Below are 23,575 nucleotides of genomic sequence, written 5' to 3'. Positions count from 1 at the left end.
ATGCAAGGCAATGGATCACTAAATCGCGCTTATCGGCTCGTGTGGAACTCGGCTCGCGGGGTTTGGCAGGTGGCGGCTGAAAAGACTCGTGCCCGGGGTAAGTCAAAAAATCGTAATCGACGCGCCGCCGCGGTAACAGGTACCGGTCTGTTGTTGTTGGGTGCCTCAAGCGCGGGCTTAGCTGAGCTACCTACGGGTGGGCAAATCAGTGCCGGCAGCGGGAGCATCGACCAAAACGGCCAAAACATGGTCATCCAACAAGATGGCCAAAAAATGGCCATCGACTGGCAGGATTACAACATCGGCCAGGGCAATCGGGTGGAATACCAACAGCCCTCGGCCGAGGCCATTGCGCTTAACCGCGTGCTGGGCGGTAACCCCTCAGAGATTCATGGCTCGCTGGTTGCCAACGGCCGTATTTTTCTCATTAACCCCAACGGCATTATGTTTGGTGCCAATGCACAGGTTGATGTGGCCGGTATTCTGGCCTCTACGCTGAACATCAGTAACGAAGATTTTATGGCGGGTAATTTTGAGTTTGAAGGCAGCTCAAACAACGCCATTATCAACCAAGGCAACATCGTGACTCGCGACGGCGGGTTTGTGGTGCTGGTGGCTGCAAAAATTGAAAATGTTGGCCGGCTTAATGTGCCCGGTGGCGATGTGCTACTTGGCGCGGGCCAGCGCGTGCGCCTTGACTTGGGTGGGCCCGTTAAAATTGAGGTAGAAGGGCCCGTTCTTGATGGTTACATCAAAAACGGCGGCATTATCGAGGCCGATGGCGGCTCGGTGCTGATGACCATCGAGGCAGCAGGCCAGCTTTCTGGCCTTGCCATTAACAATAGCGGCTTGGTGCAGGCGCGCGGGCTTGAGATGGGTGAGGGCGGCAGCATCCGCCTGTCGGCCGGGCCAGGCGCGGTGGAAAATAGCGGCACCTTAGATGTTTCTTCTGCCAGCGGCCAGGGCGGCAAAATTGAAATGACGGGTGATGAGGTGGCCATTCGCTCCGGTGGGCGGGTAGATGCCTCAGGCGCCACAGGCGGTGGCGAAATTCTGCTGGGTGGCGATTACTTGGGGTTAAACCCTGATGTGCCCAATGCCAAGCGCAATATTATTGAGTCTGGCGCCGAGGTGCTGGCCGATGCCACCGTTGATGGCGATGGCGGCCGCGTGATTGTGTGGTCTGATGAGCGCACCGACTTTGCCGGGCGGATTAGCGCCCGCGGTGGGCCAGAGGGCGGCGATGGCGGCTTTGTTGAAACCAGCTCAGCAAAAACCCTAAACGTGACTGGGCGCGTGAGCACCGGCGCCCCCGAAGGCGTGGCCGGCCAGTGGCTGTTAGACCCCGAAGATATTGAAATTGGTAGCGAAGAAGGCTCAAAAGACGAGGAAGACGAGGAAGAGATAGAAGAGGAGACTGCCGAGGGCGAGTCTGAATCTGAATCTGAATCTGAGTCTGAATCTGAGTCTGAGCCTGAGTCTGGGTCTGAGGAAAGCGAAAACGGCTTTATTAGTAGCGAAAGCCTGCAAGAATCGTTAGACGAGGGCAGTGAAGTGACCGTGTACAGCACGGGCACGGTGAGCGGTAGCGAGTCTGTGGACTCCGAAGACGGGCTAACCGTGATTGAAAATGGCGAAGACACCAGCGTAATAGAGGATATTTTGCCCAGCGGTGGCAATGTTGTGGGTGGTGAAGCCAGTATTTCAGAAGGCGACAAAACACTCACGATTACTCAGAACACTGAGCGCGCCGCGATTAACTGGCAGCGCTTTAGCATTGGTGAAGACAACACCGTGCGCTTTCGCCAGCCCTCGTCAGAGGCGGCCATGCTTAACCGCGTGGTGGGCGGTAACCCATCGCGCATCATGGGCTCACTCATTGCCAATGGGCGCATTTTTTTAGTTAACCCTAACGGCGTGCTGTTTGGCAGCAACTCCGTAGTGAATGTAGGCAGCCTTGTTGCCTCTACCTTAGATATCTCGCCCGATGACTTCATGGCCGATGCGCTGAATGCCCAGGGCGATAGCATGGCCGAGCTGATTAGTAAGGGCAGCATCAATGCCGGTGAGTACGATGAAGATGCCGGTACCGACACTGATACCGATACCGAGGCCGATACCCAGGCCAGCCGCCCCGCGCCGTTTGTTGCCCTGCTGGGTCAGCGCATCGAGCAAAGTGGCGAGATTAATGCCGATGGCGGCACAGTTGATTTAGCGGCGGGCAGTGAAATTGAGATGGAAATCAGCGACGAGGGCATGGATGTCGTCGTTAAAACCGCCGCGGAAGATTCTTCAATTGAGCAGTCGGGCGAGATTCGCGCCAGTGGCGGTCGGGTCAAGCTGCAGGCTAATGAAATTACCCAAAGCGGTGAAATTGACGTTAGCAGCCAAACCGGTGATGGCGGCAGCGTGGTTTTAGAGGCCGATGAAATTACTCTTACCCAAAGCGCCCAAATAACCGCCAGCAGCGTGCTGCAAAGCAGTGACGGTGTTGATGTGGTGGTAGAGGCGCCTGCCACCAGCGAGCCTGCCGCGCAGATCGTTGATGAGACCGCCGCCCCTGAAGTAACGCGCCGCGGCGGCGATATTACGCTGCAAGCGCTGGCTAGCCTTGATATTGCTGGCCGCATTGAGAGCCGATCTGCCAGCGATGACGGCGGCCAAGTCATCTTGAGCAGCGGCAGCAATAATGCCAGCGGTGCCATTGCGCTAGACGATGCCGTGGTGGATGTCTCCAGCAGCAACCGTAGTGGTACCACGCGCGGCGGCAGTATCCGCCTGATCGGTTATGACCAAACCGTCACCAACACTACCCTAACCACCAGCGGCGCGCAGGGCGGGCAGCTGATTTTAGAAGCGGTTAGCACCGCGCCAGACCAACCGGCCCCCGCACCGTTGCCCGCGCCTGGCCCCACGCCAAGCTCAATTGTGCTCACTGGCTCACAGCTGCGCTCTGAGGGCAGCCAAGGCTTGGGCGGAGACATCCGCGTGAGTGCCGACCATGTTGGCCTGCTAGACGACAACCAAGTGAGTGCCGATGGCACCGCCGGCGGCGGCGATATCAAACTCGGTGGCGGCTACCAAGGCAAAGACAACAGCATTGCCAACGCCGAGCGCACCTTCATCAGCGCCAATTCCACCATTACTGCCAACGCCACCACACAGGGCACCGGTGGTGAAGTGATTGTTTGGGCCGACGAGGTAACCCGCTACTACGGCCACATCTCCGCCACCGGCGGCAGCGAAGGCGGTGATGGTGGTTTTGCTGAGGTATCGGGCAAAGCCTTTTTGGATTTCCGTGGTACAGCGGACTTGACTGCGGTGGCGGGAGAGACTGGGACGCTGTTGTTGGATCCTCATGACATTACGATCCTGGAGAGCGCTCCTGACTCGCTTAGCGGGGATGGTGGCGATCCGAATACATTCACCGCAAGCGTAGACAGTTCAGTTATTTTAGTTTCGACGCTGGTGACGGCATTAGCAAGCAGTGATGTGACCGTATTCACTGGTAATGATGCAAGTGTCGGAGATCAGACTGGCACTATCACCCTAGCGGATGATCTTAGTCTCAATACTCCGAGAAACCTAACCTTAGAATCGAGTGAGTCGGGTGGCATTGTCTTGGATGCCAGTATCTCGAACACTAGCTCTGGCAATTTAGAACTCATTGCAGGGGACGACGGTGTTTCGATCACCCAGGATCTTACGCTTGCCGGTGGCCGTTTTGACGTTGATTCACAAGGGTCAGTCACAAGCACAGGCTCGCCAACAATTAAGACCACTGCCGACGAAAATACAGGTTTAGGTTCCGGCAATGTAGTGATTGAATCACATAGTGGTTCTATCTCGATTGCCAATGTAGACACCTTAAGTGCTAAAAACAGCGGTGGCTCAGCTGGGGCAGGGGGGGGCGTAACACTCACCGCGAACGGACAGCTGGCAGTGGGCAACATCAATACCTCCGGCGGTGATGCCGGTGGCGGTGCGGGTGGTGCAGGCGGTTCTGTCAGTCTGCAAAGCACCACAAGTTCGGTGGCTGTTGGCACGATCAATACCTTTGGCGGCAAAGGCAATGAAGGCGTTGGCGGGGGTGGTGGCGGTGTCACTGTAACCACTGAGGATGCCACAAATGGCCTAGTGGATTTGCAAGCGATCACGACCGATGGTGGTGATGTCGTCACTAGTTTTGAGGCTGAATCAACAAGCGGAACCGTAGATAACGCCGGGCCAGCCGGCCGAATCGTGATCGATTCTGCAGCATTGATCAGCCTCGAAGGCGACGTATCTACGAAAGGGGGCACTTCGGGAACAGGCACTGCTCAGGGCGGCAATATTACGATCAAAAATGATCTTGAGCTGGTGGGCGATGACCGAGAGATGACGACCGGCTCCACGGGCGGCAATATCAACTTCGACAGCACGATTAATTCGGACCTGGATAATACGCCGCGGAGCCTGACACTGACTGCCGGTCAGGGCGATATTTTCCTCGATGAAACGGTAGGTGGCGGTAATGGGGGTAGTCGGGAACTGAACCAGCTGTCTGCCAGTGCAGCCAGTATTACCTCGCGCCGGGATATTACCGCGAGGGGTGGCATCGTTCTCACTGCTAGCACCATGACCCTGGGTGACAAGGACGATTCTTTGGGCACTGCTGGCATCACCCTCAACACCAATCGGGATGACGGCAATAGCGCGGGCAATGGTGCTATCACTTTCAATGGTCGTGTGAGGCTGGAAGATCATCTGACGCTGACCCGGGGCACGGGGGCGATCAGCTTCGACAGCGGAAGTTCGAATAACCTGACAGGTGACACGGATGCCGGAGCACCGGATCTGACGATCAATGGTATCGGAGCTGACGGGAGTGAGGCTCAGGGGCACGTCAGTATCGGCAATGCATTCACGGCAATTTCGGGGTTGGGCGACATCAGGCTTAGCAGTATCGGCGACCTCACCATCGGCGGCAGGATCAACGCGGCTTCTCTGATCTATAACGACGCCGGCACGGGGGACGTGAAGCTCGGCAGCAACTCCACAGGCACCAGCACGTTTAGCGGCTCGGCTGATGTGAACGGTAATCCTCACGGCGTATTTGTCGAAACCGCTGGAACCATCGATATTGTCGATCACGGAATCGAAACTACGGAAAGCGATGCGGCTATTTCTTTGATTTCCAGTGGTGCCGCGCTGGACCTGACCACTGTTCGCTCAGACCTGACCACGTCAAGCGGAGACATCCTGCTCTCCGGAGTTGGGGTGACTCAAACTGGCAGCGACGTGGACGCTACGGGTGGTCAAATCATTGTCGACGGCGGGGGTAGTACCATTGACCTCACTGGTGATCTGAGTACCACTTACGATGAGTCGCAGGCTGGCAACGATGCTCCGGCGGTGTTACTGCGCAATGCGAGTACTATTGACGTGACATCAGTGACGGCATTGGCTGGTACGCTCCAGTTCGGCACGCCTTCGGTTGATCTCGGGGCTGGGAATTTCGACGTTAATGGTGACGTGACTCAGAATACCGTTGGTGCCGAAATAGATGTCCTTTCCATTGGTGCCAACACCGATGGCAATATAACGATTACTTCGAATAACAATGACTTTGATCAGCTTGGGCTGATTGAACTGAATGGTGACCTTCACGTTCGTTCTAGTCAGGGCGGACTGGCGCTAACCGAGGATGTCATCGCGAATAGCGTGAAGCTGGAAGCTGGTGGTGCAGCTTTGGACCTCGGCGATAACAATATTACCTCCACTGGAGGCAGCACTGTGCTGCGGGGCCGTGGGGTCAAGCAAGTTGCTGGATCCACTGTGGATGCAGGTGCCCGTACCATCGAAATAAATGGCAGAGATATTGGTTCAACAGCGACAGGCAACATCCAACTCGATGGTCTTCTCGAGACCACTAACGCACAGTCAGATGCAATTTGGATTCGTCATAGTCTTGGAACGAACAGCACTATTCAAGTTGGCAATATTGAGGCCCTGAGTGGCGGTGTACAGATCGGCGACAGTAACTCTGATTCGGGTGCGATTTCTCAGGCAGTTGGCACGACCATTCAGGCCGATGAGGTTTCGGTTGACAGCCGCAGCACTATCACTCTGACCAATGATAACGAGATCAATGACCTGGCGGGCGTTCGCTACGGTGGTGATGTAAGCATTCGTTCGCTAGACGGCCTGCGCCTGACTGGAAGCATTAATCGGTATGCGACGGTTCCTTACCGCTCGGTATCGCTGGAAACCGATGGCGACGGTGCCGCACTTCTCGACCTGAATGGCCAGAACATCGACGGCAATGGTGTCACTCTCAGCGGAAAAGGCGTTCAGAGCAGCGGGGGCATCGTTAACGGGCAGGGTGGCAGTATTGAGGTCAATGCTGGTGATGGTCTGATTGATCTGTCCGGCGCTACCTTGAGGACGACCAACACGTCGACGACCGCTGTCCAGTTGCTCAACGCTGGCGATAGCGTGACGCTGGGTAACATCAATACGACCGGTTTAGTTTCCGGCGCAGGCCGGCTGGTTTTGGGCGGCACAGGTGCACTCGACCTTCAGGGTGACATCAGTCAGGCCGTTGGTTCGGTGCTGACAGTCGGTAGTTTGCAAGGTAACACCACTGGCTCGGTTGATCTTACCAACAACAACCTGATCCGAACCGGTGCAGCCATCGGCGAAACCGGCACCTTGGATAGCTTCACTGCTGGCGGGGCTTTCGATCTATTCAGTGATACCACTCAAGGCTTTGATATCACCGGCTCGGTGGTGGCCAGCAATGTTGGGAATGACGCTTCGGTCAGCGTCGACGTTGCCGGCGGCTCGCTGGACCTCTCCGGCAGCATTACCGGTGATGGCGTCAGCCTGAGCTCTCAGAGTGCCAGTGGGCATCTGGTGCTTGATGGCAATATTGATGCCAACGCTGGGGATGTCGACCTGGTTGCCGGAGGCAGAAACACCGCTGACGATAATGCCATTTTGCAGAGTAGCGGGACTATTACGGCCGGGGGTTCCCTAACCGGCAGTGGTGCTGGTCGGGTTTTATTGAACCAGACCAATGACGTTGCAGGCCTTGGACCTTTCACCACCAGTCAGGATGAGTTTGTATTGAATAACTCAGGGCGTACCGGCGCTTTGACGTTAACTGGTGATGTGGCCACGCCTAATGGCTTTACCGAGATTACCACCGGCGGCTTGCTTGATCTGGCCAGTTTTGATGTTACCTCCAACAGCGGCCTGATTACCCTGCACGCGGTAGGCCTTGATCAAGGCGCAGCTTCCGTGGTCAACCCTGGCGGTGGCAACGCCAACGAATCCAACGGCTCTGTGGGGGGCATCCTGCTGGATGCGGGTGGGGGTGATATTGCCCTGGAGGGCAGCCTGACCACTACGAACACCACGGATAATGCAGTTCGCCTGCGCAATGCCGATCAGGTGACATTAGGCATTGTCAGTGCGGGCAGTGGTCGCGTTAGCCTGGGCTTCGATGTCGACGATCAGCGCATTACCGGTAATGTAAGTCAGACTGGAGCGCTGACGGCGAATACTCTAGAGGTGTTCACTAACGCGGCAGTTATTCTGGATAACGCCAGCAACCAGGTGAGCACACTCAACCCTGTGCGCACAATGGGAGATTTCACGCTGATCGACAGCGCGGGTGGTCTTCAATTAGCCGGCGACGTGCTTGCCCAGAGTGAGGGTAACGTCACAATCCAGACGGCGGTTAACTCCCTTCAGTTAAGTGAGTTTGATCTCACGGCCGAAGGTAGCGGCAACATTGATCTCTCAGGGGTGGGTGTTTCCTCACAACAAAACTCTGCGATAAATGCCGGGTCGGGAACGGTTCAGCTGGACGCGCTGAGTAGGAGTACTGGAGCAGTATCACTGGCTGGCACTCTAGAAACCACCAGCGATAGTAATACTTCGGTGGTGATTCAGCGGGCCTCGAGTGTCGACTTTGCGAGTATTGTTACGGGGACTCAGGGCACAGTCTCGTTAGGCAGCGACAGCAACGGTCTCGAGGTTGCCGGAGGCATCACGCAGAGCGGTTCTCTGCAAACGGGCACGCTGCGCGGTAATAGCGGTAGTGTGGTATTGACAGACACGGGTAATGCATTCAGCCAGCTTGGGCCTTATACCAGTAGTGGTGGTTTCGATGTTTACAGCTCAGACAACGCGGGTATTACTTTTGTCGGCGATGTGGAAACCTCAGGCACGACAACCATTGAAACCTCGGGTGAACTGAATCTCGATACCTATGATCTGCTTGCAACGGGCTCTACGCTGGATCTTTTTGCGGAAGGTATCCGTCAATCCACGGTCGGCGGCCCCAGCGCGGTTGAAGGCGCCTCTACACTGTTGCAGGCGGGTAGCGGCTCCATAGACCTGCTCAGCGATAACAATAACTTTACCGGCCAGGTCACCCTGGCAGCTACTGGTGCCAGTGCCGGGATTCGGGATCGCGATGCTCTGAACCTGGGATCGCTTACCAGGAGCGGTACCACCGGGCTTGGAACCAACACCGGTGTCACGGCGATTGCGGGCACGACCCTGAGCCTGGCTCAGGAAAGCATCGACACGGGCTCGGGTAGCGTTGATCTTCGTGCCTTGGACGGCAACTTTGCAACCGTTGGGTCTATCACGACAACAACCGGAGATATCGAGCTTACGCAGGAGTCCGGAACGGTTTCTGATAAATTAACGATAGGCCATGAAATAACCAGTGGAAATGGTGGGTCGATTACTGTTAAAGGTAGATCGGTTGAGCATACGAGCAGTGGCGATTTAGCGACTGACGGTGGCGGTCCTATCGTTATCGAAGCCACACATGGCTCGATCAATATGGTTGGCGACACAGAATTTAGTGCGACTGATGGAAATATTAGCCTCACTGCTGCCACAACAGTCGATCTGTCTAAAGTAAGTACGCAGGCGGATCTAGAAGTCTCTGCAGGGGGGGATGTCACTCAGCTTGCTAATTCAGGTCGCATTAGCGCTGATCTGCTGGATATCAAGGCAACGAATGACGGCGCGATCAGCTTGAACGATGATTTGGCCGGCAACGCGTTTAATACCCTGAGGTTACGATCCCGCAATAGTGATGACTCCGATATTGGTGGCGGCTCCATATCAATAGCAGATTCTACCGCTGTTGCGGTTCAAGAAATCAGTACCACCGGTGACTTTACTCTGACGGCTCAAGGGACCATCTCGTCAGATACTGATGGTGCTGAAGGCTTAGTTCGTGCCGATAATCTGGTGGTTAAGACGTTGAGTGACGGCGGCGCAGCGGTCACGCTGGATAATGCGGGTAACGACGTTAGCTTTATTGATATCAGAGCGCGTAACGCAAATGATGATGCCAATGCGAGTGGCACGATCACTTGGGTGGATAGCAGCGGTTATGCCATTGGTGCACTGCAAACGGCGGGCGATGCAGTCTTAACTGCCGATGGCGCGGTCACTCAAACAGCCGGGCCAGCCATTAATGTAAATGGACTAGGCCTTTCCGGTAGTGGCAGCTTCACCCTTACCGATAGTTCAAACGTAATCTCAGTACTGGCATCTGATGCCACCGGCACGCTTGAGATTGTCAGTTCAGTGGCGCTTGCTTTGGGGCCGGTTAACCCCGAAGGCATTGAGACCGGTGGTTCTGCTTTCACGCTGACTGCATCTAGCTTTGATGCGGATGGCAGAATTATTGATACGCGATCGCCAGACGACGGTGGTAATGCGGGTGCTATTTCAATCACGACAACCGACAGTGACGATGATGGTGATTTAATCGTCGCTGAGCTCAACGCCAGTGGCAAAGACGCCACGGCTACCGATGGCAATGGTGGTGATGCGGGTGCGGTTACACTCGATGCAGCTGGGGCATTGTCGATTACCGGGCCAATTAACGTCCGTGGTGGCGCGGAAGACGGCGACGGCGCGGTGGGGGCTGATGCCCGCGTAACGCTAGATGCGAATAGTTCCATTACCCAAAGCACCACGGGCGCCACGATCGATGCGAACGAAGTTTTTGTGTCCTCAGATACTGGTGCGGTGACGATTGACGGTACGACGAATGAGATGGATGTTTTTGCTGCTCAACTACTGGGTAGTAACGCTGATCTTTTAGTCAAAAATAACCAAGCGATGACCATTGGGGTAGACACGATTGGTTTGGAAACCAATGGCGGCAATATCACGGTCGAAACCGATCCAAATACCCTCACCTTACTCGCCGACGTGACGAGTGAAGGCGGACATATTAGTTTTGATCAGGATGTTTTGCTTGGCGCTGATATTGCCGTTTCCTCAGGCGCAACCCAGGGGGATATTGACTTTGCCAAGAGCATTGATGGCTCTCACAGCCTCACTTTAACCGCTGGCACTGGCAGCATTACGTTGACTGGCGCTGCTGGTGGTTCAACAAGACTCGGTGCTATTGATCTTGTCAGCGCTGCTGATGTCACAACAGACGCCATAACTGCCGCCAGTCTCCTGCAGCAAGCAGGTTCTGGTACAACCACGCTGGGTGGGGCGATTGACACCAACACTGCAGCCGGCGTGAATATCACGGGCACTGATTTGGTGGTAGACAGCGACATCAACACAACTAACGGCGGCACGGTTACGTTTGATCAGTCGGGCTCCGCCACGATTGCCGCCGCGGGCGATATATTCGCTGATGGTGCGGTATCGATGACTGCGGCCGGAGGCATCAGCACCGCCGGTAACATCACCACAACTGCCGATAATGTCACCTTCACTTCAGCCACAACACTAACTGGTGCAGTGGCGATCGATACCGATACGGGTGCTGGAGATATTACCTTTAGCAGTACGCTTGATGGCACTCAGAACCTGACATTGACAGCTGACACGGGCAATCTGACATTTAGCCAGGCGGTGGGTGATACCGCAGCAGTTGGGGCCATCCTGATTAACAGCGCCGCTGAAACCTTAGCTTCTGACACCATCAATGCCGCCAGCTTAGTCCAAAACGCGGGTACGCTGACCACGCTTACTGACAACGTGACGACTACGGCTGCGGCTGGTGTTAATTTAACCGCCACCGACATACATCTGGATGGTCTGACGATTGATGCCACTGCCGGTAACGGTGCGGTGCGCATGAACGGCGCTACGCGTTTAGATGCCGCGGTGACGATCACCCGCGGCACGGGTGCAGTGACCTTTACGGATACCGTGGATAGTGAAGGCGCAGAGACCAATAATTTAACCATTAATGGCACTAGCACCGGGGCTGTGAGCTTCGAACAAGCCGTGGGTGCGAGTGGCACTTTGGGGGCGGTTACTGTTGTTAACGCAGGTCAGCTAACAATCAACAACGGCGCCAATTTCAACCTAGCAGGTGCGTTTGATCAGACCGGTGGCGGCACGGTGAGCTTGGGTGCCGATATCACTACCAGTGACGCTGCGATTGGGTTTGCCGATGCAATTACGCTGACCAACGACCTCACGCTTAATAGCGGCTCAGCGGCTGGCAACATTAGCTTTGCTAACACGATTAATGGCACGCATGCGCTGACGATTACGGCGGGCACGGGGGATGCTGATTTCCAATCGAGTGCCGATGTTGGTGGAAGCACTGACCTCGCCGCACTAACGGTTTCCGGTGCCACGATCAACCTGCAGGATGTGACCACGACTGGCGCGCAGTCCTACACGGGCGCGATCACCACGAACATTACCTATACCAGCGACGGCAGCAACATTACCTTTGATGGTGATGTGATTATTGCTGATGAAACCAATGGATTGGTTGTAAATACGGGCTCTGGCGGCGGAAACATCAAATTCACCGGCACGGTGGATTCAGAGGCATCCGAGAACAATGACCTTACCCTGACCGCCGGCACCGGCAACATTGATTTTGACGACACCGTTGGCGCCAACGGTGCGATCTCGGCATTACTGATTAATTCGGCTACTCATGTCACCGCAGACAATACGCTTGACGTAGCCTCTCTTGAGCAGGCGGCCGGCTCTGGCACCACAACCCTCAGCGGCAACGTTACTGCCACCGGCAGCAATAGCAGCGGCAATGCTGTGGATCTAACGACGAATGCAATCTCGCTGGGCGCGATTACCATCGATTCCAGCAGCGGCGACGGGAATGTCGTATTTAATGCGCCGGTAACCCTCACCGGGGATGGCACAACCGAGATTCGCTCGGGCGCGGGCGACATCACCTTCAGTAACACCCTAGATGCCGACGGCGGAGCCACTGCCGAGAACCTGACTATCGACACCGACGGCACGGCCACCCTGACCTTTACAGGCAATGTGGGCGGCACCAACGCGCTGGGCAGAATTTGGGTTAAAGATATTGATGGCATCAGCGGTGGTGATAGCGGCGGCAGCTCAATCGAAGCGGCAGAGCTGGGTGCACGCATTTCAAGCTTAATTGCAAGCTCGTTAACGCTGAATAACACCGCTAACAACTTAGACGTGCTAGCCGTTGAGCTCGGGGACGGAGCGGATCTAAGCTATGTTGATGCTGACGGCGTAGAAATTGGCATCGTTGGCACGGGCGATAAGGCAATTACCGGCATTTTAGGTGAGGGTGAGGCTGATAATGGTGATTATTCTGATGTATCCCTAACACTCGGCGGTGCGCTGACCCAGGCCACAGATGCCATCATTAGTCTCCCGGGCGGTGCGCTAACCATCGATACTACAAGCTTTGATGCCGGTGACGTAGCGCTCACTAATACCTCCGGCACCGTATTGGGCGACACCTTTATTGGTGGCGATTTCACAATTGATAGCGCCGGCACGATCACCCAGTTGGATAAAGATCCTGACCCTGACCCAGATGCCTTTCTGCGTGTGGGTGGTGATTTCGTGGTCAGTAATGACAATTTTACCGAGGGTGAGGCCAGCGAGAACTTCTTTGCCGGTGCTGCGGATAGTGATGCCGCTAATGAGATTCGTCTCGATGGCGTCATCGAGTTAAGCATGTCGGGTAGTGATTTGGTGGGTACAGTCTCAGGCGGTACATCAGTCACCATCTCTGCGGCTGATTTGGACGACGGCGTTGCCGTGATCTCTGAAGCCGGTGGCAACTCCATTACCGCGCCAACGGATGGAGCGGCCGTCACGCTTTCTGAAGCTAATCAAATCGGTGGCACCGTTCAGATTACAACCGATGGTAGTTTTGATGAAGGCACGGATAGTGCCGAAACGGGCATTAAGCAATCAACCGCACTAGACCTTTCTGGCTCGCTGACGCTTAGAGCCAGTGCCAGCGCCAAAAACACGGCAAGTGACGCCAGTTCGGATGCCGGCGTGATTGCGCTGTCTACGGCGACTAACCAGTTTGATGGCACGGTGAGTGTGCAGGCGCGGGGCTTTGATGTGACGTTGGGCTATGAGAGCACTACTGAACTGGGTTCGGTGGATGCTCAGCGCCTAGAGCTATCGACAAACACGGCTGATACAACGCAAAAATCAGGTACTACCCTGCGGGTGGCAGAGCTCATGCTGTCCTCCTCTACCGGTGGCTTTACGCTGCTTGGCGATAACGCGATTGATCAATTTGCGGCTAACACCACGAATGGTGGCAACATTTCCTTAGGCTTTGCTGGCCCGGCCACTGCCGGTGAAACCGTCAGTGTGGCCAGCGGCGCTGACTTTATCGCCACGGGTAGCGATGTAGTTTTTGAGACGGATGTAGACCTTGATTTCGACGGGGCCGTGAATCTTGGCTCGGGCAATCTGACTGTTAACGCGCGAGAGGGTCTAGCCATCGATCTCGGCGGTACTGGAAGCGGCCTCGCGCTCAATAACAGCGGTCTGGGCAACATCACCGCCGGGAGTACCACCTTCGAGACGCTCGGTAATGACGACATCACCGTGGGCGGAGTGACGGGCAGCGGCACGGCCAACACCGGCATGCTCACTCTGAACTCCGGCGATGAGCTGGTGTTCACCGGCAGTGATTCCGAGTTTGCCTCGGGCATCACCGGAACGGCGGATGACGATATCGTGGTGAACGCGGGTATCTCCTTGAATTCCGATGGCAGCCTGCTCTCGTTGATCGCCGAAGACAACATCACCATCGGCGCTGACGCTGAGCTTCTGGGCAACGGCGGCAACATCGTCCTCACCGGCAAGGGCCTCTCCGGTAGTGGCGCCGGCATTACCATTGAGGAAGCGACCTCTGGGACCACCACCATCGCCACCACCAGCTCTGGCACAATTACACTCATGGGCACGGGTGGGTCTGACTCGAGCTCCAATAACGAGGGTGTGGTTATCGGCGATGAATCGTCGGGTGACCGCAACAGCATCCTTATTCAAACCGAATCGGGTGACATCGACATCACCGGCACGGGCGGGGTCTGGGATGCTCTGGAGGAAGACGACACCACCCAGGTGCCGGGTTTGCGCCTGAGCAGCCTGACTCTGCAGACAACAGCGGGCGGAGATATTTCGGCAACGGGTACTGGACCAACCAGCGATACTAGTATCTACGGCGATCGCGATGGCATCGTGATCGAAAACGATGTGCTGATCAACACGTTCGTCTCGACCAGCGCACCGTCTGACCCCTACGGCGCCATCACCCTGGTAGGCGATGCCCACGGCACCGGTGAAGGTGTTGATATGGACGATACGACAGACATTGAGATTGTAGCGGCGACAGGCGGCCTAACGATTACTGGTCAGGTGCTGGGCACCGGTGCGGATGGCAGCGCGATTACTACCGACGGCACCATCCTCAATGCGCGCGGTGGTGACGTCCTCATTACCGGTACAGGCGCAGACGATGGCGGCGATGGCATCGACCTGCTCAACACTACCCTCGGCTCTAGTGACACAAATTCGATCACGCTCAATGGTGTCTCGCAGAACATCTCAAACAATGATGACGGTATCCGCATGGCGGGTAGCAATCTCACCGCTTCTGGCCTGATTCTGTTCGAGAGCGATATGCCAATGGCTGGCGGCAATGGTGCTCAAATCGAGAACACCGACATCACCGCCGGAGCATTTACTGCGACGGTCACCTCTGATGGTCATGCATTCTGGCTGGACGATAACAGCAGCCTTGTGACCACCAATGGGGCGGTCACGATATCGGCGGAGTCTACTGGTCTTGACGGCGTAAGGCTCTACAACTCAACGATAGCCTCGCATACCGATATTACTGTGCAGGGCCTCGACAATGGGACACAGGATCTTTACGCGCGCGGTCTGGGGGATGACGGCCTTGATGCCGAGGACATGAGCATTCTTGCCAATGGCAATATCGTCATTCGCGCGGCAACAGACGATGATCACGGGATCGAGTTCAACGGCGGGCGTTCGGTGATTGGATCTGGGTCATTTGATAGCGTTGATTATGCGGCCACTTCGATCACTATTGAGGGGCAAGGCGGTACGGATACTGGCCTGAAACTCGACAATCTTTCCTCCGGCTCTCATCTGATTTCAGCTACCGGTGCTATTACCCTGACTGGCAGCTCAACTTCTGGTTCGAAGGACTTGGAGTTAGAGGATGTCACTGTTCGGACTGACACCGGTGTAATCACCGTTAACGGTTTCAATAACGCCGATGGTGACCTGACGCTCGAGTCGGAATCTGGCGATATCACGCTCAATGACGGTGTTGATGGCAGTGCCGATTTGGTTATTAACGCAAACCTTGATAACAGCGGTAGCGCTGGCAATATCGTGTTGCTTGGCAATGTCGGCAACAGCAGCAGTGATCTGGACTCGGTGAGTCTTACGGGTGGCAACATCACGCTGCAAGATGTCACTACCTCTGGCACCCAGACCTATAACGCAAACACCGGAATTACGACTAACAGCACCTACACCAGCACCGACAGCGACATCACCTTTGATGGCGATGTGACAATCGCTGACGCCGTCAACGGTCTGAGCGTCGAAACAGGCTCAGGTTCGGGTGACATCACGTTTACTGGAACCGTGAACTCTGGGGCTGGCGAGACCAATGATCTGACGCTGACAGCAGGCACCGGCAATGTGAACCTGCAGGGTGATGCCGGTCGTCTGGGCACCTCGGGCGATTTGGGTGCCTTCGAGATTATCTCGGCGGGTCAGGTGGATATGGAGTCTGTGTCAGCTGATTCGATTACCATCACCTCCGCAACGAATGTTGATCTTAATGCGGCTAGTTACACCGCCAATAGCGGTGATGTGTCCATTACCGCAGCAACCGACTTAAGGGCCGCGGGAACCACAACAGTGTCTGCAACCGGTGGTATCACGCTCGATGGCACGGTAGATGGCAACACTGCTGACAACCAAAGTCTCAACCTAGATGCCGGTAGTTTAGGCGCTATCAGCGTTACCGATGCCATCGGCGGCAGCACTGCGCTGGCCACCTTAACGGTGACCAACTCTAACGGCGCCAGCTTCCAGGCTGTTACCGCGGATACCTCCGTCGTCCTCACAGATACCTCCGATGGACAATCCATTATCTTTAATGGCGCGCTGACCACGCCAACGCTGACAACGTTCGGTGAAGGCTACAATCTGGCACTGCTCGGCGGCGGCACCGTCACAAATGCGACTGAGTTGCTCAACACGGGCACCGTCGATATTGGCGATGATAGCGTTGATAACTTTACCTTCGAGGGTGGGCTTGAGACCACTGACAATGCCAGTAACCCATCACAGGTCAGTATTGGGGGTGTCCTGCAGACCAGCGGCCAGGCATTGGTGCTGGACGATATCACGCTGACTGCAGATGCGATGCTAGACACCGGCAATGGGGCCTCTGGCAGCCTATCGGTGGGCACGGTTACTGCAGCGGGTAACAGGCTGGTGCTCGATGTGGGTTCGATCGCAGGGGCAACCATCACGCTGGGCAAGATGGCGGATCTCTCAGGTGGCCTTACGGTTCGTGATGCTAGCGACGCTGCCACGTTGACCGATCTTGGCGGGACGACGCCTGGCGCGGTCACGATCACGCAGAGTCTGGCGGGCGTTGTGACCTTTGCTGGTGATCTCAATGCCACCTCGCTGACACTCACGAATACAAACGGCACGGTGTGGTTTAATGATGGCGGCGATGTGGATCTGGGCAGCTTGTCCACGGCAGCCGCAGACTATAACGTCGTCATCGAATCCTCGACGTTTGACGTGACGAACGCGGCAACCTTCTCGAACACCGGAACGCTCACGCTTGGTTTTGAATCGACGGATGCTCTGACTTTCAAGGGTGGCCTGACGGCCACTGCCGCGGGCCAGATAGTACTGGGCGGCGGCACAGTCGCCACGACGAATAACAACCTGTCTCTTGGTGATGCCAATGCCAATGCGATCAGGGTTATCGCTAACAGCATCTTGACAGCAGGCACCGGCACGATCGATTTAGGCGACACTGTCCTGGCCGATGACGTCACGCTTACGATTGGCGATGACAGTGCTACAACAATCCAGATGGATGCGCTTGCGGGCACCTTCGGCAGCGGTGGTTCGGATATTACATTTAACACAAGGGGCGCGGTGACCGTGGCCGGTACCGTCGGCACCGATATCGGCACGATCACCGTAACCGATAGTCTCGGTGTGACGTTTGAGGACAGCCTCGATGCCACAACCGTGGACATCGTGGACACTCGCGGCACGGTCGCCTTCGAGGGAGATACCACGATCACTGATCTGAGCACGGCTAGTGCGGGTTATGGGGTCAGCTTTACGGGTGCTAGTAACGATATCAGCGGTGACACGACGTTTAATAACACCGGCACAATCACGCTGGGTGATGACTCGGGTGACAGCACGACGTTCACCGGCGGGCTTAATACCACGAGCGGCTCGAGCACCGAGATTGCTGGCACCGTCGAGACTAACGATGCCCTAATGGACCTTGGTGACGTTACCTTGACTGCCGATGGCACCCTGAAATCCGGCAGTGGCCTAATCAATGTGGGCTCGATTAACGGCGGCACAAACTTTGGCCTGACCCTGCAAGATGGCACGGGAGGCTCAACCGGTGATGTGACTTTCAGCGGTGCTGTCACCGCCAAATCGCTGACCACGTTCAGTGGCGATGCCGGCTACAACCTGTCCTTCAATGGTGGCGGCACCATTGTTGATGCAGTCACGCTGAACGTTAGCAACTTTAGTTTTGGTGGATCTGATAGCAATGTCTTCACCTTCAAGGGTGGGCTGAACGCATCGGCAGCTAACGCTGCTACCTTCATCAACATCGTAGGCACGGTGCAAACCGAGGGCGCCGATCTTGTGATCGGTGATGCCGATTTGCCGCTGTTCCTGCGTGGCAACAGCACGTTATCTACCGGTGCGACGAATGCGGGTAACCTGATCATTGGCAGCGTTCAAGAAGGCTCACACGATCTTGTGCTTCAAGCCGGCACGGGCAATGTGGAAATCCTAGGCGATGTCGGTTACAACGGGGCCATTGGTAGCTTAACGGCAACGGGCACAACCATCGAGATAAATGACGTTACCACCAATGGCGGCAATGTTGAGCTTGATGGTGATGTCAGCGTTACTGATTCGGTTCTCGATGCCGGTGAAACCGGTGATATTTCAGTCACCGGCAGCCTCAATGCCTCGGGCACCCTTACTATTGCCAATGCCAACAGCGCCACCTTTATGGGTGATGCCAGCATTACAACCGGCCTTGTTACGGCGGGGGAGGATTACTCCATTAGCTTCACTGGCGCCAGCAACAGTATTGCCGGTGACACCACATTCCTGAATACCGGTTCGATTACCTTGGGCGACCAAACCGGCGATACCACGACTTTTGCAGACGGTTTAGATACGTTGGCGGCATCGGGCACAACGTTAGGCGGTACGATTTCTAGTGCAAGCACGGCAATGGATTTGAGTGCGATCACGCTATCCGCTGACACAACCATTACCGCCGCAAGCATCAATATTAATGGCACCATCGATGCCGATACGGCCAATAACCAGGCGCTAACATTAACTAGCGATGGCGTTATATCGCTGGGCGGTGCTGTGGGTGGCGTTAATGCGCTGAGTAGCCTGACGGTGAATGGCGATGGCTCGCTGACTCTCTCTGGTGGCAGTGTCAACACGCAGAATGCGCAAACCTACAACGCAGCGGTAGCGCTAGGTGCCAACACGCTGCTTGAATCAAACAATTCTGGCAATATCACCTTTGCAGAGGCGCTCACAGGCGCGCACACCCTGACCATTAACACCGCGGGTGAAACGCGCTTCAACAAACCGGTGGGCGAAGGCACGGGCAATGCACTTACTAGCTTGACCACCAATGCGGCGGGCAGCGTTGTTGTGGCGGGTGGCTCAATCAATGCCGCTGGCAATATCACATTGAATGACGCGGTTACGCTGGCGGACGATACCACCTTTACGGGTGCAAACTTTAGTGCTGGCGGTGTGGATGGCGAAAACACGGGTGGTGATGACTACAGTTTAGGCATCAATGCGGCCACCACACTGGCCGGTGATGTGACCAATATCACTAACCTGATCATTGGCGGCGCGGCCACCATTCGGGCGGATATCACCACAGCGGGCAAGCAGACCTATAACGGCGCAATTACCCTTGATCCGCTCACGGGCAGCTTAATCACCTTAAAAGGGGATAGTGGTGAATTAAATGGTGCCGTAACCGGCAATAACAACGGATTGACGCTAGACTTTGATGGCTTGACCGCCATCGATGGTAGCGACTTTACGGGGCTAGGTGCGCTCACAGTCACAGGCGGTGATGGTGGAACGATTCAGCTGCAAGGCACCATCATTACTACGGGTGCGCAAAGCTATGGTGCTGCGGTCACGCTGTCTGATGACGCCTCACTTAATAGTACCGCCGATGCGAATATTACCTTTGACAGTACCGTTCAAACCGCGGCGGGGCAGGGGTATGACCTGAATGTAGAAAGCGGCGGTGTCGTTACATTTGATGGCGCCATTGGTACAAGCAGTGATCGTCTTGGTCAGTTAATGACGCGGGCGGGTGGCACCCTGCAGCTTAATGGCGGGGCGGTGTTCACAACAGGTACTCAAAACTTTGAGCATGCTGTTGTGCTTGGTGCAAACACCACACTTTCCAGCACAGAAGAGCAAGTAGTGTTCACCGCGGGTGCCAACTCCGATGCCGGCCAAAACCGCACCTTAGATATTCAGGGCAACTTTACGCTTTCCAGCGCTATCGGTGCGAATGATGAGCTAGCAAGCCTATCGGTGTCTGGCAGTAGCCTTTTGGGCGCCAATATTGTAACTGCCGGGGCACAAACGTACACCGGCTCTATTCAGTTAGACGACGATGTTGTTTTACGGGGTCAAGACCTGACCTTGGCGTCTGCTAATGGCATTCATGACCTCACACTCACCGACGCAGGTACCACCATTATTAATGGCGCGCTAGGGGATGATAATGGGGCGCTGAGTTCACTAACCGTCAATGGTAAAGGCGGCGTGATTGAAATTAATGGCGGCACCATTATGACTGCCGGAAGCCAAACCTTTAATCGTGCGGTTAGCTTGGGCGCAAATACCTCCCTCAGCGGCAATACAATTAGCTTAAACGGTACGGTGAATGGGGCCTTTGATCTCAGCATTAGTGACGAAGATGAAACGACAATTGCTGGGGTTGTGGGTGGCACTAGCGCACTGACTGATTTGGCGATTGATGCAAGATCGCCCATCGTTATCAACACCACCGGCATTACCACCACCGGCACGCAGCGTTATGGCAATTCAATCACCCTCGGTGCCGGGCTCACGCTGACAGGTTCAGAAATTGAGTTAATTGGTGGTGTTACTGGCGCCCATAGTCTGACATTCGATGGTGATGTGGTGATCGCTGAAAACCTTGCCATCAATACCAATCAGATCACCTTTGAGCAGGCGGTTGATTCCAGTCAAAACGCTGGCAATAGCGATGCACATAACCTAACGCTGACCGGGCCTGTTGCGATAACCGCGGGTGCGATCGGCGCAAACAACGCCTTCGGTGAGTTGACGGTTAATAACAAAATAACCGCCACCAATGCGCTGACCATTACGGCCAGCACCCTGTCATTGCAAGATGTAGAGAGTGCTGGCTCCCAGACCTTTAACGCCAACACCACATTGGCGGGCACTTATGAGATTACCGACACCACCGATGCCCCGGCATTTACGGTGGATGGCACGACAACGCTTGATGACAATGTCACGGTCACCAACGCCAATGGCTCCGTCAGCTTTAGGGACGCCGTAACTGACCCGGGCGCGCATTTTTTGAGTGTTACGGCCAGTACCATCAGCCTTAATGATGTGGCAACTGGTGGCAATCAAACCTACACGGGCGCAACCACAACCAACAGCACCTATACCAGCGCTGGCGGCGCCATCGAGTTTGATGGAACGCTTACGCTTAATGATGACTTAGTTGTGGATACGACCAACGCCGGTGGCACGACTGCTGGCGGCAACATCACCTTTACGGATGTTGTTGAGTCTTCCTCCTCAGATACCTTGCGCGACATCACCCTCACCGCGGGCACCGCTGGCGTGATCGACGCGCAAGGCGCGGTGGCTGCTGATACGCTCAATGTTCAGTCAGCCAGCACGGTCACGATGGATGAATCTGCTAATACAATTACTTCGGTAACTGCTGCAGATATCGGGGCCGGTGGCCTAACGCTGCGCAACGCTGATGCGCTGGTAATAGCCGCGGGTGGTATCACCTCGCAAGGCGAAATCGATATTCAAGTCACGGGCGGTAATCTGACCCTAAATGGTGATATAGAAACCACCGACGCAGGCAGCGATATTTTGCTGGCCACAGATGCCAACTTTATCAACAACGCGGGTGCAGATGCGCTCAGCCTGCATGCAGACTCGCGTTGGTTAATCTACTCAACCGATCCTGGCGAGGACACCCGAGGTGACCTTGAAGGCAACGCCAACTTCAAGCAATACAACACCTCTGTTGACGACGGTTTGGACGCGTTACATGGCGAAACAGACCAAAACGGCCTGATCTATACCATCGCCCCTGAGCTGACGATTCGTTTAGACAAAGACAAGTTGGTTGAGAAGGAATACGACCAAAATAAGGATGCTGACCCAGCAGAGGAAAACTTCAGTATCGCTGGCGCGATTGACGGTGATGACATTACGCTGGATATCAGCGGTATCACCGCCAACTTTGATGATAAAAATGCCGGCGAGGACAAGTTGGTGAGCGTATCTGGCTTGGATATTGATTCTGTCTCCAATGGCGATCTCGACGTGTTTGGCTATCAATTCACCAGTAATGACGCCAGCGGCAACGTGGGCACCATTACGCCAAAAGAGTTAATCGTCTCCGGCATCACACCGCTAAACAAAGTTTACGACGGCACCACAGCAGCGCAGTTCTCGGCCTCTGACAAGCCGAAGCTGGAGAGGTTAATTGAGGGTGATGATGTATCCATTGATGCCGCTACCGGCCAGTTCGCTCAGGCGGATGTGAAGCGCGATGCCAACGGCAACATTCTCAATGTGGACGTGACTGTGGATGCGCTGACGCTGCAGGGCGACGACGCCGGCAACTACACCTTTGGCGGGGTTGAGGGCAACCCGCAGTTCTCAGCACGCATCACACCGCGAGACCTAGCGTTGTCTGTGGTTGGTGCTAACAAACAGTATGACGCCACGACCGCGGCTACGGTTGACACCTGGCGCGCAGACATCGTAGACGGCGAAGGTCAGGTGAGTCGTGTGACCTCCAATGGCGGTAACACGCTGATTATTGACGGCAGTACGATCAACTTCCAAGACTTTGATGCCGAATTTGAAGATCCCAATGTGGGTCAGGCCAAGTTCATTGAAGTCTCTAACATCGTAATCGGCGGCGGTGGTGCCAATAATTACACCATCGTGGGTCAAACGGGCGGCTTTGCCAACATCACTCCGCGCGATCTAACAATACGAGCGCTGGATCAAACTAAACGCTTTGGTCCTACCGACCCTGAGTTTAGCTTTGTGCAGCAAGGCTTGTTGGCGGGCGATTCGCTGGATATCGACTTTGCAGTACCGCGCGGCCTAGAGGCATTTGCCGGAACGCATGTGATCGAGCCATTCGGCACCGTTAGCGCTAACTATGCAGTCACGTTTATAAATGGCACGTTAACGGTAGAAGACAGCACACGCCCGAGTGATCTGGCGCTGCCGTCATCCAGGGGGGGTACAGAAAACACTTTGGTTGAACCGCTTGAACCAGGATTTCAGTTCACGGTACCGATGTCTGTATCGCTCAACAACGGTCAAAGCCAAACGGCCCCGCTTGCAACGGGCAACCTTGAGTTAGTGAAATTATCAACACCGGTAACCTCTGGCGCAGGCACCGCCGCAGACTTTGAGGGAATTTCTGAGGAATCGGTTGAGCAAGCGGTAGCCCAAATTGCCACCACCGTTGGGCCATACCCTTACACACGGATCTTGATTATCGATGATGGCATTAGCGTAGAACCCGTTGATCTGCCAACTAGCCGGCCGCCTGAAATTGACTTACCGCCTGAAGCGAATGAGGATGATGATGATCAGGAAGGCGATGACCGCCTGGCGCTGCGCTAGCTCGTTGTAAAAA

1 protein-coding gene is annotated in these 23,575 nt (G+C 55.4%); it reads left to right on the top strand.

From position 1 onward, the window contains the following. Entirely contained in the window at nt 1–23,562 is a 23,562-nt protein-coding gene (locus tag GH984_RS04400; protein ID WP_153718987.1) for a filamentous hemagglutinin N-terminal domain-containing protein, read from the top strand. Nucleotides 23,563–23,575 lie beyond the last annotated feature (13 nt).

This window comes from Spiribacter salilacus, from assembly GCF_009649225.1.
GTDB lineage: Bacteria > Pseudomonadota > Gammaproteobacteria > Nitrococcales > Nitrococcaceae > Spiribacter > Spiribacter salilacus.
This window is presented reverse-complemented; position numbering and strand designations above follow the sequence as displayed.

Excerpts from the sequence above, each read along its gene's own strand:
- GH984_RS04400 (WP_153718987.1), top strand. The coding sequence starts at position 1 with ATGCAAGGCAATGGATCACTAAATCGCGCTTATCGGCTCGTGTGGAAC.